Annotated in this window: 16 protein-coding genes; 13 read left to right on the top strand and 3 right to left on the bottom strand. The window is 55.2% G+C overall.

Annotated elements, in window-relative coordinates:
* The first annotated feature begins 11 nt into the window (after nt 1-11).
* The 8 genes from hisD to HMPREF1250_RS06235 are packed head-to-tail and all read left to right on the top strand — an operon-like array spanning nt 12 to nt 6,878.
* Nucleotides 12-1,304, top strand: coding sequence for a histidinol dehydrogenase (gene hisD, locus HMPREF1250_RS06270; protein ID WP_023053821.1), 1,293 nt, complete (start codon nt 12-14; stop codon nt 1,302-1,304).
* Entirely contained in the window at nt 1,297-2,370 is a 1,074-nt protein-coding gene (hisC, locus tag HMPREF1250_RS06265; RefSeq protein ID WP_023053791.1) for a histidinol-phosphate transaminase, read from the top strand. The genes hisD and hisC overlap by 8 nt, the downstream gene beginning before the upstream one ends.
* Complete coding sequence (gene hisB, locus HMPREF1250_RS06260) at nt 2,363-2,947, top strand: imidazoleglycerol-phosphate dehydratase HisB (protein ID WP_023053799.1); 585 nt, start codon at nt 2,363-2,365, stop codon at nt 2,945-2,947. The genes hisC and hisB overlap by 8 nt, the downstream gene beginning before the upstream one ends.
* 2 nt (nt 2,948-2,949) lie before the next feature.
* Complete coding sequence (hisH, locus tag HMPREF1250_RS06255; RefSeq protein WP_023053764.1) at nt 2,950-3,564, top strand: imidazole glycerol phosphate synthase subunit HisH; 615 nt, start codon at nt 2,950-2,952, stop codon at nt 3,562-3,564.
* A 4-nt stretch (nt 3,565-3,568) separates the two neighbouring features.
* Nucleotides 3,569-4,285, top strand: a complete 717-nt coding sequence (gene hisA / locus HMPREF1250_RS06250) for a 1-(5-phosphoribosyl)-5-[(5-phosphoribosylamino)methylideneamino]imidazole-4-carboxamide isomerase (protein ID WP_023053818.1) — start codon at nt 3,569-3,571, stop codon at nt 4,283-4,285.
* 1 nt (nt 4,286) lies between these two features.
* Entirely contained in the window at nt 4,287-5,051 is a 765-nt protein-coding gene (hisF, locus tag HMPREF1250_RS06245) for an imidazole glycerol phosphate synthase subunit HisF (protein WP_023053856.1), read from the top strand.
* On the top strand, nt 5,048-5,749 hold the full coding sequence (gene hisIE, locus HMPREF1250_RS06240; protein WP_231391295.1) for a bifunctional phosphoribosyl-AMP cyclohydrolase/phosphoribosyl-ATP diphosphatase HisIE: 702 nt from the start codon (nt 5,048-5,050) through the stop codon (nt 5,747-5,749). Before hisF ends, hisIE begins: the two co-directional genes overlap by 4 nt.
* A 7-nt stretch (nt 5,750-5,756) precedes the next feature.
* A complete protein-coding gene (locus HMPREF1250_RS06235) occupies nt 5,757-6,878 on the top strand; it encodes an HAD hydrolase-like protein (protein ID WP_023053780.1) in 1,122 nt (373 codons plus the stop codon).
* 97 nt (nt 6,879-6,975) lie between these two features.
* Here the strand turns inward: HMPREF1250_RS06235 and HMPREF1250_RS06230 are convergent, their stop codons facing one another.
* The gene (locus HMPREF1250_RS06230; protein ID WP_023053863.1) at nt 6,976-7,830 is read right to left on the bottom strand and encodes a pirin family protein; all 855 of its coding nucleotides are present in this window, start codon (nt 7,828-7,830) and stop codon (nt 6,976-6,978) included.
* Nucleotides 7,831-7,891: 61 nt separating this feature from the next.
* Entirely contained in the window at nt 7,892-8,998 is a 1,107-nt protein-coding gene (locus HMPREF1250_RS06225; protein WP_023053827.1) for a dipeptide epimerase, read from the bottom strand.
* Nucleotides 8,999-9,218: 220 nt separating this feature from the next.
* On the opposite strand from HMPREF1250_RS06225, the gene trmB reads away from it, so the two are divergent.
* Genes trmB through hydE form a run of 4 tightly spaced genes read left to right on the top strand, consistent with a single transcriptional unit; the run spans nt 9,219 to nt 13,522 of the window.
* Entirely contained in the window at nt 9,219-9,896 is a 678-nt protein-coding gene (gene trmB / locus HMPREF1250_RS06220; protein ID WP_023053773.1) for a tRNA (guanosine(46)-N7)-methyltransferase TrmB, read from the top strand.
* Nucleotides 9,877-11,112: an FtsW/RodA/SpoVE family cell cycle protein gene (locus HMPREF1250_RS06215; protein ID WP_036242865.1), complete on the top strand. Its 1,236-nt coding sequence runs from the start codon at nt 9,877-9,879 to the stop codon at nt 11,110-11,112. Before trmB ends, HMPREF1250_RS06215 begins: the two co-directional genes overlap by 20 nt.
* 27 nt (nt 11,113-11,139) lie before the next feature.
* Nucleotides 11,140-12,408, top strand: a complete 1,269-nt coding sequence (uraA, locus tag HMPREF1250_RS06210) for a uracil permease (protein ID WP_023053793.1) — start codon at nt 11,140-11,142, stop codon at nt 12,406-12,408.
* Between the two features lie 10 nt (nt 12,409-12,418).
* Entirely contained in the window at nt 12,419-13,522 is a 1,104-nt protein-coding gene (gene hydE / locus HMPREF1250_RS06205; RefSeq protein WP_023053825.1) for a [FeFe] hydrogenase H-cluster radical SAM maturase HydE, read from the top strand.
* A gap of 35 nt (nt 13,523-13,557) precedes the next feature.
* On the opposite strand, the gene HMPREF1250_RS06200 is transcribed toward hydE, so the two are convergent.
* Entirely contained in the window at nt 13,558-14,427 is an 870-nt protein-coding gene (locus HMPREF1250_RS06200; RefSeq protein ID WP_023053868.1) for a LysR family transcriptional regulator, read from the bottom strand.
* Nucleotides 14,428-14,562: 135 nt separating this feature from the next.
* Here HMPREF1250_RS06200 and HMPREF1250_RS06195 point away from each other — a divergent pair, with 135 nt between their 5' ends.
* On the top strand, nt 14,563-15,138 hold the full coding sequence (locus tag HMPREF1250_RS06195) for a chromate transporter (protein ID WP_023053796.1): 576 nt from the start codon (nt 14,563-14,565) through the stop codon (nt 15,136-15,138).
* Nucleotides 15,139-15,142: the final 4 nt, after the last annotated feature.

Below are 15,142 nucleotides of genomic sequence, written 5' to 3'. Positions count from 1 at the left end.
GAGATGATGTCATGGAATGGATAGAAGTGCCTGAAGAAGGATTTTCCCTGCAAGAGATACGTCGCTATACCCGGCGCGGTCAAGCCGGTGACGACGAGATACGCGGCGATGTTGAAGCCGTTCTGGCTGCCGTCAGGGAGCGGGGCGACGCGGCGTTAAAGCAATTTACCGAGCGTTTTGACGGTGTTCGCCTGGACCGTTTTTTGGTTTCGGAGACGGAAATCGCGGCGGCGCGGGAACAGGTCGGCGCCGGTTTTTTAGCTGTCCTTGAAGAAGGAAAGCGGAATATCGAGGCTTATCACAGAAGGCAGGTGCAGGAGTCGTGGGTCGATACCTTTCGTGACGGCGTCCGGCTCGGGGCCCGTTATACACCGATTCAGCGCGTCGGCGTTTATGTGCCTGGCGGTACCGCGGCGTATCCGTCGACGGTGTTGATGGACGCAGTTCCCGCCAAAGTGGCGGGCGTTCCGTCCATTGCCATTTTTACGCCGCCTGCTGACGATGGCAGTGTCAATCCGTATATTTTGGCGGCAGCTTCCGTCGCCGGCGTTTCGGAGATTTATAAAGTCGGCGGCGCACAGGGCATCGCCGCCGCGGCTTACGGTACGGAAACGATCGCTCCCGTCTTTAAGATCGTCGGGCCCGGCAATGCGTATGTGGCCATGGCGAAACGGCTGGTTTTCGGTACTGTCGGCATCGATATGATTGCCGGGCCCAGTGAAGTCGGTATTCTGGCCGATGACACGGCGAATCCCGAATGGATTGCCGCCGACCTGTTGGCCCAGGCGGAGCATGACAGTCGCGCCGCCGTTTTTCTGGCGACACCGAGCCGGGCCTTGGCGGCAGCTGTTGAAAAGGCCGTCGCCGCGCAGCTGGAAACATTGCCGCGGCGCCGGATTGCCTCCGCGGCGCTGGCATGTTACGGCAAGATCTTCATTACGACTACGCGGGAAGCCGCCGTCGCCGTCATGAACCTGATCGCACCGGAGCATCTGGAGATCGTCTTTGCCGATGCGGAGACCTATGTCCGGGACATCGTCAATGCCGGCGCCGTTTTTATCGGTCCCTATACGCCGGAGCCGCTCGGCGATTATATCGCCGGTCCCAATCACACGTTGCCGACTATGGGAACCGCCGCGTTTTCATCGCCTTTAGGCGTCTATGATTTTGTCAAGCGAACCAGTATACTGCAATACGACAAGGACGCGTTTGCCGCCGTTGCCGCTGCAGTGATGACTTTTGCCGACGTAGAAGGACTGCAAGGTCACGGCGCGGCCGTAAGGAGGAGGATGACAAATGAATAATCGCTGGCTACGAGATACGATTCGTAATTTGGAACCGTATGCTGTTCCTGTCGTTCGGGAGTCTATCGTCATCAATGCCAATGAAAGTCCGTATAATATCTTTGACTTTCCGGCCGTACGAGCTGAATTCTTCAGTCGACTCAGAAGTCTGGCGTCTAATCGGTATCCCGATCCGATGGCGCAGGAACTTTGCGCCGTTTTGGCCGCGTATGCAGGGGCTGCGCCGGATCAGATTCTGGCCGGCAACGGCGGTGACGAAATTATCGGTTTAGTGCTGCATACCTTCGTCAACCCCGGCGACGATGTATTGATTCACTCGCCGACTTTTGACGTCTACGGTATTGTCGCCGCTTCGCTGGGAGCTAATGTTTGCGCCGTTCCCGACGATCATGATTTTCAGCGCAACGCAGACGTTTTCAGAAAGACTGTTCACGCGATGCAGCCGAAGGTGACATTTATCTGCAATCCGAACAACCCGACGGGGCATCTTTGGCCGCTTGAAGATATTGCCGCCATTGCCGCCGCATCCGACAATCCCGTCGTCGTCGATGAGGCATACGTGGAATTTTCCGGTCAGGACAGTGCCGTTTCGCTGCTGAAAAAGCATGATAACCTCATCATCATTCGCACGCTGTCAAAGGCGTTCGGTCTTGCCGGCTTCCGTATCGGCTATGCCGTCGCCGGGAAACGGGTCATCAATGCGCTGACGTTGACGAAAGAAGCCTATAATCTCAACAGTGTCAGCCAATTGATGGGAATCGTAGCGGTGGGGCACAGCGAGGAAATCTTGCGGCAGACCGTTCCGACTGTAGTTGCCAACAGGACGTACCTGACTGCAGAATTGAACCGGTTGGAGGGGATCCGTGCCTACGACAGCGCCGCCAATTTTATTTTGGTCAAGGTCCCGGACGGACCGGCTGTCACCGCGGCTCTGAAGCGTGCCGATATCTGCGCCCGCGTATATGGCGACGGCGTTTTGGCCGACTGCATCCGTATCAGTGTCACGACGCGGGAGGTAGCGGAGCTTTTGATCACTGTTTTCAGCGGAGGGAAACATTATGCGTAGCGCGCAAGTAGAACGGGAAACGGCGGAAACACAGATCGCCGCCAGCCTTGATCTGGATGGCACCGGTAATTTTGCCGGGACGACGGGAATCGGGTTCTTCGATCATATGTTGAACCTTTTCGCCTGTCACAGCGGTATTGACGTGACGCTTCATGTTCACGGCGATCTCGACGTCGATACACACCATACGCTGGAGGATTTGGCTATCGTTATGGGAGACGCGTTGACGAAGGCCTTGGGGGATAAGCGCGGCATTCATCGTTACGGCTTGTTCTATTGTCCGATGGACGAAGCGCTGACCCGCGTCGTCATCGATTTGAGCGGCAGGCCGTATCTTGTTTTTGACGTGTCTCTGGGCGTCGAACGGATCGGCGACTTTGAAACGGAAATGCTGCGGGAATTCCTTTATGCGTTTGCCGTACACGGTAAGATGAATCTCCATGTGACGAACTTGTACGGCGCCAATGCGCACCACATTGTGGAGTCCGTTTTTAAAGGGCTGGGACATGCGCTGCAAGAAGCGGTGCGCATGGAGGGGGACGGGACGGCCATCCTTTCGACGAAGGGGGTTCTTTAGCCATGAAGATCGCCATTATCGATTACGGCGTCGGCAACATTGCCAACGTGTACAATGCCTGGCGGCGAATCGGTGTTTCCGCCGTCGTCACGCGCGATGCCGCCGTCATTCGTTCGGCAGATATGATCGAACTGCCCGGCGTCGGCGCTGTTCGCGACGCGTTGGCTAATTTGCGGCGTTATGAATTGATTCCCCTTTTGCAGGAAGAAGTCGGCAAAGGCAAATTTTTTGTCGGCGTTTGTCTGGGCATGCAGCTGCTTTTTGAAAAGGAATACGAAGGCGGAGAAGCCGAGGGACTCGGGTTTTTACCAGGCTCCGTCGTACCCTTTCGGATCGCCCTGAAGGTGCCTCACATGGGGTGGAACGAGTTGTCCTTCCGCCGTCCCCATTGGTTGCAGGAGAAGCTGCCGCCGCGCCCGTACGTTTATTTTGTGCATTCTTACTATAAGACGCCTGTCGATTCGGACGACGTCATTGCTGTCGCCGCGTATGAACATGACGTGCCTGCCGTCTGCGGCCGCGATAACATTCTCGGCATGCAGTTTCATCCTGAAAAAAGCGGCTCCGTCGGTGAACAGATTTTGCGAAATATAGCGGCGTACGCAAGGAAAGGATAAAGAGATGATCGTATTTCCGGCAATAGATATACAAAAAGGAAAGGCTGTCCGCCTGCGTCAGGGCGTCGCCGAGGACAGCACCGTCTATTTTGACGATCCCGTTCAGGCAGCCGTAAAATGGTGCGACGAAGGGGCGTTGTTTTTGCATGTCGTCGATCTGGACGGCGCCTTTTCCGGCGCTTCGGAAAATGCCGACGTCATTGAAGCCATTTGCGACGCCGTCGATATTCCCGTTGAAGTGGGCGGCGGCATTCGCACGGAAGAGACGATAGAAGATTACCTGGAACGCGGTGTGAGCCGCATTATTATCGGTTCGAAAGCGGCTGAAGACGAGTCGTTTTTGATCGACATGGCACAAAAGTATGCGTCCAGCCTGGCTGTTTCCATCGACGCCAGGAACGACGTTGTTGCTACGCACGGTTGGGTCGACGGCAGCGATAAAAAAGTCATTCCCTTTGCGCGTTTTCTGCTTTCCATCGGCATCCGGACGCTCGTATACACCGATATCGGTCGCGACGGTATGTTGACGGGGCCGAATCTGGATATGCTTGAAAAACTGCAGCAGCTGCCTTTTATCCGACTCATCGCTTCCGGCGGCATCAGCAGCATCGAAGATTTGAAGACGTTACGGCGTCTCGGATTGTATGGCGCGATTACGGGCAAGGCCTTATACGAGGGCAGGCTGACGATGGCAGAAATTCGTTCATTGCGGGGGATGTAATATGCTGGCAAAACGTATTGTTCCTTGTCTCGACGTACGTGACGGACGCGTCGTCAAGGGCAGACAGTTCAAGGGAATTCAGGACGTCGATGATCCCGTGAAATTAGGGAAGTTTTATTCGGACCAATCTGCCGATGAACTGGTTTTTTACGATATTACGGCGACCCATGAAAAGCGGGAGATTTTTATCGACGTTGTCCGCGCTGTGGCGGAAACGATTACGATTCCTTTCACCATCGGCGGCGGCATCGGCAGCGTCGGTGATTTTCAGGATGTGTTGCAGGCGGGAGCCGATAAGGTATCGGTCAATTCCGCCGCTGTCCGTTCGCCGGTCCTGATTCGATTGGCCGCGGAGCGTTTCGGCAGTCAGTGTGTCGTCCTGTCGATCGACGCGAAGCGGTGCGGCGACGACAGGTGGCGCGTTTTTGTTGACGGCGGCCGTACGGACACGGGCCTTGACGCACTGCAATGGGCGAAGGAGGGCGTGGCGCTAGGCGCCGGTGAAATTTGTCTCAACTCCATTGACGGTGACGGTGAAAAACGAGGTTTTGACTTAGCCTTGAACAGTCTTTTCGCCAGGGAACTGTCCGTGCCGATTATCGCTTCCGGCGGCGCCGGAACAATGGAGGACTTTCGCAATGTCTTTGCAACCGGCGTCGATGCGGCGTTGGCCGCTTCGGTCTTTCATTTCGGACAGATAGCGATTCCGGAGCTGAAACGGTATCTGTCCGGTACGGGCTTACCGATGAGAGAGGTGGGAGAATGATGGAAACTGCAGGGTTGGATACGATCCGGTATGACAGCCGCGGCCTGGTTCCCGCCATTGTACAGGAGGCGCGAAGCGGGGCGGTGCTGATGTTGGCCTATATGAATGCCGAGTCGTTGGCGAAAACGCTGGCAGACGGCGAAACCTGGTTTTACAGCCGCAGCCGCCGGAAGTTGTGGCATAAAGGCGAGACTTCAGGACATTTTCAGCGAGTGAAAGCTATTGCCGTCGACTGTGACGGCGATACGATCTTGCTCCAAGTGGAACAGATCGGCGCCGCCTGTCATACAGGCAACAAAACCTGCTTTTATCGTGCCTTGGCGGGAGCGAAAGGGGTGTATACGGGAAGTCCGGCCGTTCTGCATGCGCTCCACGAAGAGATCGTCAAAAAAAAGAAGCATCCTACGGAGAAGTCGTATACGGCGTACCTATTGCGGGAAGGAATGGATAAGATCTGCAAGAAAATAGGCGAAGAAGCGGCGGAAGTCGTGATTGCCGCCAAGAATGCGGATTATCGCGGCGACGATCCGTCTTTGCGTCAGGAGGTTTGCAAGGAATCGGCGGATCTGCTGTATCACCTTTCCGTCCTTTGGGAAGCGGCGGGAGTCGATGTTAACGAAGTCATGCGCGTTTTGGAAGAACGGTCTCACGTCGAAGGGAATAAGAAGACTGCCGGCCATTTGGACAAGACCTTTTGAGGCGCCGATGAAAACGGTTATTTTTGATGTAGACGGCGTTCTTCTCAGTGAAGAGCGATATTTTGACGTGACGGCGCTGACCATATGGGAATGGTTATACAGTCCGTCTTATATGGGACTTGACGGTGCAGCCGTTCATTTTGACGTTTCTGACGGCGAGATTACCGCATTGCGGCATCAGCTGTTCGGCGCTGACGCCGTCCTGTCCTGGCTGAAGGGACATGGCGTAAACAGTAACTGGGACATGGTCCATGCCTATCTCGCCGTCACGCTGCTCTTGTTGGCGAGAGACTGCCGGCGGCAGCGCGGCAAGAGCGATTTCGTGCCGCCGTTGACGCAGGAGGCGGTGACGATTTTGGGACGGAACTGGCGTGGTCTGTCGGTACCGTCGGCGGCGGAGATCCTCGCGGCTTTGGCGGCGGCAGTACCGGCCGATGCCGACAAGGATGGCGTTTTTGCCGCGCTGACGGCGCAGGCAGTCGATGAATTGGGAGCGTCAGCGGCGTCCTGGCTGCCTCTTCGTTCGCCCTTCTGGCAACTCCATGTCAATGTCTTTCAGCACTGGTATTTCGGCGATGACCTGTATGCCGAGACCTATGGCGGACAGCCGCTTCAATCGGGAAAGGATGGCTTCCTGACACGGGAGCGGCCGTTGGCGCCGGCGGCGGCGATACGGGAAATGTTCGTAACGCTGAGGGAGCGGGGCTATACATTGGCTGTTGCCACAGGCAGGTCGACGGCGGAAACGATGATTCCTTTCCGAACGTATCATTGGCTGGAAGCATTCGACAAGAGCCACATGGCGACGGCCAGTGATGTTGCCGCCGCCTCAAAGCAGCTGGGGCGTTCCCTTGATAAACCGCATCCCTTTGCCTACTATTTGGGAGCCTTCGGCAACGTGCCGGAACGGTACGGCGACTATGTTGAGATGCCGGAACGGTTCCTGAACGGCACCTATTATGTTGTCGGCGACTCGTTGGCCGATGTTCTGGGCGCCCGCTCAATGGGGGCGGTCATGATTGCAACCTTGACGGGACTTGAAGGCGAAGCGGCGCGACCCATGTTTGAACGGGAAGGCGCAGACTTTATCGTTGCCAAGGTTACGGACATTTTGTCGATCCTGACCTGACAGGCAGATGGAAACGTTCTGCCGACGACAAGGGCCGCAACAGCAGGGAGAAAGAACACCTGCTGTTGCGGCCCTTGTTCGTTTATCGGAATGCCCGTCATTTTTCGTAAGATAACGTATTTTTCAGAAATGTTCCCAGACGGAGTTCACGGAAACATTCCTGCAACTCTTCCGGCGTATTCATGACGATGGAACCACCCCAGGTGACGGCTTCGTCGAGACGTCGCGAGCTCATAAAAAGGACTTGTGCGCCCTGATGGCCGGCAGTTAAGGTGACGGCGTCGCCCGGCGAAAGTTTGGCCGCCGTCTTTTCCGGAAGTGTTTCGGCGCCGACGGTGATACTGCCTGTCAGCGTGAAAATCATGACGGACGCATCCGTTTTCGTATCGACAGTGAAGGCGGCGTTGCCGTTGATGTGGATATCATAATAATCCAGCGGTAAATAGCGGCCCTGAAATCCCTGATGCTGTAAATAGCTGCCTGCCAGCAGGCGAAGGAAGCCGCCTGCAAAGGGAATTTCTTCGATTTTTTCAGCAGTGATCGCATGGTAACTCGGCGGCGCCATTTTATCTTTTTGCGGCAAATTCAGCCATAACTGAACGCCGAGCATCCGTTTTGTCGGCGGCAGCTGTTCTTCATGCAAAATACCGGAGCCGGCGGTCATCCATTGGACGCCGCCGTCACTGACCGTATCGGCTGATCCGAGGCTGTCTTTGTGTCGCATAGCGCCTTTATAAACGTAGCTGATCGTCTCAATGCCGCGGTGCGGGTGCATAGGAAAACCGGCTGTGTAATCAGCGGGATCGGTACTGTCAAAGGAATCGAGCAGCAAGATCGGATCGTAGGCGTCTGTCGTCGTATTGTCAAGGACGCGGACTAACCGGACACCGGCGCCGTCCGTCGTATGAACGCCGCAGACGGTATGAATAACGGATCGTTGTTTTTTTGGCATAAATAATCACTCCTTAGAGCTGTGGCAGGAAGGACGCGCCGGTTCAGCGGCAAAACTGCGGTCAGCAAGATGCGTAAGGCATGGACAACGGTTGCCAGCCGGTAACTTCACTGATGCCGAGTCCCGGTGCTTCAGGCAGGAGAAGCATGTCTTCTTCATAACGGATGCCGCCGATGATAGGGTCGGTTTCCTGCAGGTCTGCGGCATCGAGATCGTTCCGGCCGATCGTACCGCATCCTGCCGATAAAGCGGCAGCCGCCGTAACGCCGATCTTGCTTTCCAGCATACAGCCCATCATGCCGATTCCGGCGGCTGAGGCCAGGGCGGCGATCTTGGCGGCTTCCGCGAGGCCGCCGGCTTTGATCAGTTTGATGTTCAGCAGATCGCAGGCGCGAAGCGCCAGCAGCCGAAAGGCGTCCGGCGCGCTGAAACACGACTCATCGGCCATGATATCTGTGGCGACATGGTCGGTAACAAATTTTAAACTGTCAATGTCGTGGGCGCGGACGGGTTGTTCAATGAACTCGATAGAAAAACCGGCGTTTTCAAAGGCGCGGATGAGGCGGACAGCCTCTTTCGGTTTCCAACCCTGATTGGCGTCAAGGCGGAGACGGATCCCGGGACCGAGTGCGCTGCGGACGGCGCGGATCCGTTGAAAATCGAGGGCGGCATCGGTGCCGACTTTGATTTTCAATGTTCCATACCCGCTTTTTACGGCAGCCAGCGCGTCTTTTATCATCGTTTCCGGTTCATTGATGCTGATTGTCAGATCGGAAGAGACCGTGTTGGCGGCGCCGCCGAAGAAGCGATACAAGGGCATGCGATAATGCTGGCAAAATAAGTCGTGGACAGCGATATCGACGGCTGCCTTGGCGGAGGTGTTGTGCGCCATGGCGGTCTGGATAAGCAGACGGATTTCCTGCAGATCCTCAATGTTGGAGCCCTTTATTTTCGGCGCGATCACAGTGCCGATGGCGGCGGCAATGGCGGTCAGGCTGTCGCCTGTTATCGCGAGCGTCGCCGGCGCGTTGCCGTAACCGACGTGCCCGTCGTCGGTAATGATCTTGACGACGAGATCTTCCGCGTCCGTTACCTGGCGCAGCGCCGTCCGAAAGGGCCGCTTCAAGGGAATTTTGACGATACCGAGCTGAATATCCGTAATCTTCATAAGCGCATCAGTCTCCTCTGCATTGGATTGGTATATTCATTATAGTACATATCGGCAGGGGAGAAAATAGCCTTCGCCGTTGCCGGCATCGCCTCGGGCCGGCCGTATCATTGACAGGGTACCCCTTATTTTTTATAATTAAGAAAAGATATGGAAATTCGGGCTGATTTCATGAGGAATCAGCCTGTTTTTCAAGTGGAAATCATTTGGGAGGAATGAGATGCGCTTACGGAGAAAGCCGTGGATCGACGAGGCTGTCAAAGAATTTGAGTCCTTCGTCTGTTTGGATGCGAAAGAAGAGATGAAGGGGCGTTGGCGAAGTCTTTTTGCCGATCCGGCAGCGCCGTTGTGGGTAGAGATCGGTACGGGTAAGGGGAATTTCATCGCGCAAATGGCGCAGCTGCATGGAGATGTCAATTTTATCGGCATTGAGGTGCAGCTCGGCGTCTTGTATTACGCCGCTAAAAAATGCGCTGCCGCCGAAACGGAAAACGTGCGCTTGCTGCGTTTCGACGCGGCGGCGCTGGAATCGATTTTTGCAGCGCAGGAGATCGATCGGATTTTCATCAATTTTTGCGATCCGTGGCCGAAAAAGCGTCATGCCAAGCGTCGTTTGACATATCGCCTTTTTCTCGACCGTTACTGCCGGTTGCTTCGGGCCGGCGGCTGCCTTTGTTTTAAGTCGGACAATCGCGGTCTTTTTGATTTTACGTTGGAAGAACTTACGGCACGGCGCTGGTCTTTGTCCGAAGTGACTTATGACCTGCACAACAGCGACATCGTCAATGAAGCGATGACGGAATATGAAGCGAAATTCAGCGCGAAAGGACAGCCGATTTTTCACTGCCTGGCAACCAGGCCGACGGAGGTGAGACGGGATGAAGCGGAAGAAAAGTAAGGAATTGAGAATCGCCTTCTGGGCGCTCATGACGGCTTTTGCTTTTCTGTTTGTCATCGGCACGGTCAACGTGTACAGCTCAACCTTTGTCGAAGAGATCGGGACGGGAAATACGTTTGGTTATCTGGGACGTCAGGCTTTTCTGGTGTTTATCGGACTGTTTCCCGGCTTTTTTGTGTATTGCCGCGATTACCATTGGTGGAGCCGTCATGCAGGCAAGCTGGCAGTACTGACGATCATCCTCCTGTTGGCCGTTTTTGCAGGAGGGACCGTCGTTAACGGTGCCCGTCGTTGGATCGGCATCGGCGGTGTCACCTTCCAACCTTCCGAACTGGCGAAGCTTACGGTTATTGTTTGTACGGCGACGGCAATTACGAACAAGCTTTCCCGCCGTCGGGCAATCGAATTTTTGCGGCCGCTGCATCGGGAAAGACGGAAAAAGGGACGGGCCCGTGCGGCGGTGTTGCCTACGGAAGAATTATGGCTGCCCATTTTGTTGAGCGCGTTGGTGTTCAAGCAGCCTGATGCCGGGACGGCAGGGGTTATCTTTCTGTTGCCGACCATGATGCTTTGGGCCAGCGGCGCCAAGCTTTCCCAGGCGAAATATCCGTTGCTGATCGCCGGCGTTGCCGGCGTGATTCTGCTCCTCTCGGCGCCGTATCGGATGGATCGCATTACGGCGTGGCTTGATCCGTGGTCTTATGAAAAGACCTTAGGGTACCAGACGGTGCAGGGATTGATCGCCATCGGTTCGGGCGGCTTTTTCGGCCAGGGGCTCGGTGAGGGGATCAGCAAATTCAGCTACCTGCCTGAAGCCCACACGGATTTCGCCTTTGCCGTTTTTGCTCAGGAATGGGGATTTATCGGCGCTCTCGGCATCCTGTTTTTATTCGGCCTGATCATTTACTATGGTTGTTACAGCGCCTGCCACAGTCGCGATACGTTCGGCACTCTGCTGGCGCTGGGGGTAACCTTTTATTTCGGCGGCCAGGGATTTATCAATATCGGCATGGTCAGCGGCATGTTGCCTGTCGTCGGCGTGCCGCTGCCTTTCATCAGTTACGGCGGCACGTCGCTGATCGTCAATATGACAGCGGCGGCGCTGTTGCTGAATATTTGCCGGGACGGCTACCGCCACGCCGAACAGCAGGAACGGTACGGGACTGTCGCCGCGCCGAAACCGATGCGGCAACAGCTGAAGTTGCCTGCGCGTTAATTCGTATTTTGCGGAGGAGTTACACGAATGGAACAGAGAAAAATCATCGAAGTCGACGAGCGGCTGCCGCTCTTGCCGACGATACCGCTCAGTTTACAGCACCTTTTTGCCATGTTCGGTTCAACGGTACTGGTTCCTTTTTTACTGCACGTAGATCCGGCGACGGCCTTGTTCATGAACGGTATCGGCACGTTGCTATACTTGACGATCTGTAAATGGCGGTTGCCGGCATACCTCGGTTCCAGCTTCGCCTTTATCTCGCCGGTACTGGCCGTCTGCGCCACGTCCGGCATGTCCTACGGCGATGCGCAAGGAGGGTTCATCGTTTTCGGTCTCTCCTTTATGATTTTGGCCGCCATTGTCGACCGCGTCGGCACCGCCTGGATCGACATACTGTTTCCGCCGGCTGCGATGGGAGCCGTCGTTGCCATTATCGGTTTGGAGTTGGCGCCCCTAGCGATGACGATGGCAGGATATTTGGGCGATGCTCAAGGCATGACCAACGGAACGGCTATTCTCATCTCGACGTTTACCTTGGCCGTGACCGTTTTGGCAACTGTTCTAGGCCGGGGCTTCATCGGCATTATTCCGATTCTTATCGGTGTTGTTTCCGGCTATGTGCTTTCCTATTTTCTCGGTGTCGTCGACATGGCGACGGTCAGTGCGACGCCGTGGCTTGCCGTGCCGACTTTCTATGAACCGAAGTTCAATATCAGCGCCATCATGATGATCATGCCGGCCCTTTTCGTCGTTTTTGCCGAACATCTGGGGCATCTTTTCGTGACCAGCGATATTGTCGGCCGCGATCTGATCAATGATCCGGGGTTGCATCGGTCGCTTTTTGCCGACGGGCTTTCCAATGTCCTTTCCGGCTTTGTCGGTTCGACGCCGAACACGACGTACGGTGAAAATATGGGCGTTATGGCAATTACCGGTGTTTACAGCACCTGGGTCATCGGCGGCGCCGCCGTTTTCGCCATCATTTTTTCCTTTGTCGGGAAGATTGCGGCCCTGATTCACGGGATTCCGACGCCGGTCATGGGCGGTGTCTGCATTCTTCTTTTCGGCTTCATCGCCGCTTCGGGGATTCGTATGCTGGTCGAGAAGAAGGTGGATTATACGCGGTCGAAAAACCTGATTCTTACGGCAGTGACAATGATCTCCGGTTTGTCGGGGGCGACTGTCGTCCTCGGACCGGTGCAGCTCAAAGGAATGGGATTGGCGACGGTTGTGGCCATGCTGCTCAGTCTGGTCTTCCTCTTTTTCGAAAAGATACACTGGTCGAACGAAAGCTAGGAAAAAGACGATGAATTTAACGGAACTGTTACGCAAACAACGGGCCATGACGCGGCAGGATCTGATCGACCTGCTGAGTCTTACCGATCCGGATGATTTGCAGCAGCTGTATGATGCCGCCTACGCCGTTAAGGCGGCAACTGTCGGTCGTGTCGTCTATTACCGCGGACTCGTTGAGTTTTCCAATATTTGCATAAAAAATTGCCGCTATTGCGGCATACGGCGCGATAATGACGAAGTCGAGCGATTTGATACGGAACGGGACGATATTCTGGCCATGGCCCGATGGTCATACGAAAGCGGCTACGGTTCGCTGACGCTGCAGTCCGGCGAGCGGCAGGACGAGGCCTTCGTTTCCTATGTGGAAGAACTCATTGGCGATATAAAAAAAATCGGCGGCGGCGCTTTGGGGCTGACGCTGTGCGTCGGCGAACAGACGGAAGAAACGTATCGCCGCTGGTTTGCAGCCGGAGCTCATCGGTATTTGCTGCGCATCGAAACGAGCAACCCTTCACTGTATAATATGCTGCATCCGCGCGACGGCCGGCATGAATGGCAGGTTCGCCGCGATTGCCTGCAGACGTTGCGTCGAATCGGCTATCAAGTCGGCACCGGCGATATGATCGGACTGCCGGGGCAAACGGTAGAGGATCTGGCCGACGATATTCTTTTTTATAAACAGTTGGATATCGATATGATCGGCATGGGGCCTTACGTCGTTCATCACCGCACGCCTGTCGGACAGGCGGTTGCGGCCGCCGGACTTGATTCGCCGGACGCGCGGCAACGGCGGCTTCAATGGGGCTTGTCGATGATCGCCGTAACGCGTCTGTTCCTTGTCGATGTCAATATTGCGGCGACGACGGCGTTGCAGGCGTTGCATCCGCTGGGGCGCGAGCTGGGGCTGAGAGCCGGCGCCAATGTGCTGATGCCGGTCGTGACGGTGCCGAAGTTCCGCGCGCAGTATCTGCTTTACGATCATAAACCTTGCGTCGATGAGCGGCCCGATCAATGCAAAAACTGTCTCAGCGCCCGCGTTGCCTCTGTCGGTGACACCGTCGGCTTCGGCAGGTGGGGCGACTCTCTCCATTTTCATAAAAAAGAAAAGCGATGAACGACAGCGCGACGATCTTTTCGTCGCGCTGTTGCTTATTCCAGAGACAAGGAGTCGATGAACGCCTGGGCCAGGCAGGAGAGATACCGGTCTTTCGGCCAGGCCACGGCGATTGACGTATACAACGTAGCGTCATCGATTACCTTTGCCCGCAGCTGGTCATGTTCGGCCAAAGAGAAGGCGGAAGCCGGAATAATGGCGACGCCGAGGCCGGCATTGGCCCAAAGGATCGTCGTTCTGGCATCATCATTCCGGCAGAGGATCGTCGGTTCCAGATCGTGACGCAGCCAGGACTGGCGCAGCAACTTGGCGAAACGGCGATAAATGATGAGGGGTTTCTTGGCCAGGTGTGGCCAGGCGATCGTTTTTTCCCCCGGCTCTTCATCGAAGGCTGCCGTCATTGCGGCGATCATCGGTTCCGCAGGCAGGCGGCGGACGCCAAAGGGAGCGTCGTCAAAGGGCGTGCGGACGATGCCGATTTCAATGATGCCCTTGTGCAGCCAATCGATTACGTTGAACGTATTGCCGTCATAAATTTCGAAGCGGACGTTGGGATATTGACGGCGAAACATTTCCACGCCGCCGTTAAACAGCACGCTTCCCGATGACGAGACCGTGCCGATGCGGAGCGTGCCGCGCCGGCCGCTCTTGAAATCGGCCATTTCCCGCTCCGTTGAATCGGCCAGCGCCAGCAGCTGCTTGGCCCGGATATAAAGGATCTGACCGGCGTCTGTCAGTCGGATCTGACGAGGTCCCCGGCTGAACAAGGTTGAGCCGATTTCCGTTTCCAACAGTTGCATTTGTTTGCTGAGCGGCGGCTGAGCCATGTTCAAGCGCTTTGCCGCAGCGGTGATCTGCCGCTCTTCGGCAATGGTGACAAAGTAATGAAGCTGACGCAAATCCATAACTTGAAAATTTCCTTCCAATAAAATACATATTAAAAAGATATTGAATATAGAGTATATATATATTTTTAGTATATCATCACAAGTGATATAATCAAGATCGGAAAAGCGGAAAAACGCGATCAGGAGGAAATCATGACAGACAGAGCGGAACGGAAAGTAACAAAAGACTTTTACTGGAAGCTGTTTACATCGACCTTTATTATCAGCGCCGTTACTGTCGGCGGCGGTTACGTCATCATACCGTTGCTGAAGGCGAAGTATGTTGATGAATACGGCTGGATTACAGACAAAGAAGCGCTGGAACTGGTCGCCGTCGGGCAATCCATGCCGGGCGTCGTAGCCGTCAACAGCGCGGTTATTCTCGGCTATCGCATGGCCGGCATTGCAGGTACGCTGACGGCACTGACGGCTACGGTTTTGCCGCCGTTAGCGATTATCATGGCCGTTTCTTTCTTCTATGATTATTTCATCCAAAATATCTATATCAAATTCGCGTTGCGCGGTATGCAGTGCGGCGCGACGGCACTGATCGTCAATGTAGGGCTTGATTTGCTGATTAAGCAGGGCAGAAAACGGCTGGCTCTGCCCTTGGCTATTATCGGCGGCACGTTTATCGGCACCGTGTTTTTTGATCTCAATATCATGTATTTGATTTTGTTGGATGCCCTGATAGGACTTCTTTTTATGAAACGCGAAAAATATGATTAGGCGG

Origin of the sequence: Megasphaera vaginalis (ex Srinivasan et al. 2021), from assembly GCF_000478965.1 — a bacterium.
Taxonomy (GTDB): Bacteria; Bacillota; Negativicutes; order Veillonellales; family Megasphaeraceae; genus Megasphaera; species Megasphaera vaginalis.
Note: the sequence above shows the minus strand (reverse complement) of the source record. Positions and strands in the feature narration are given on the sequence as shown.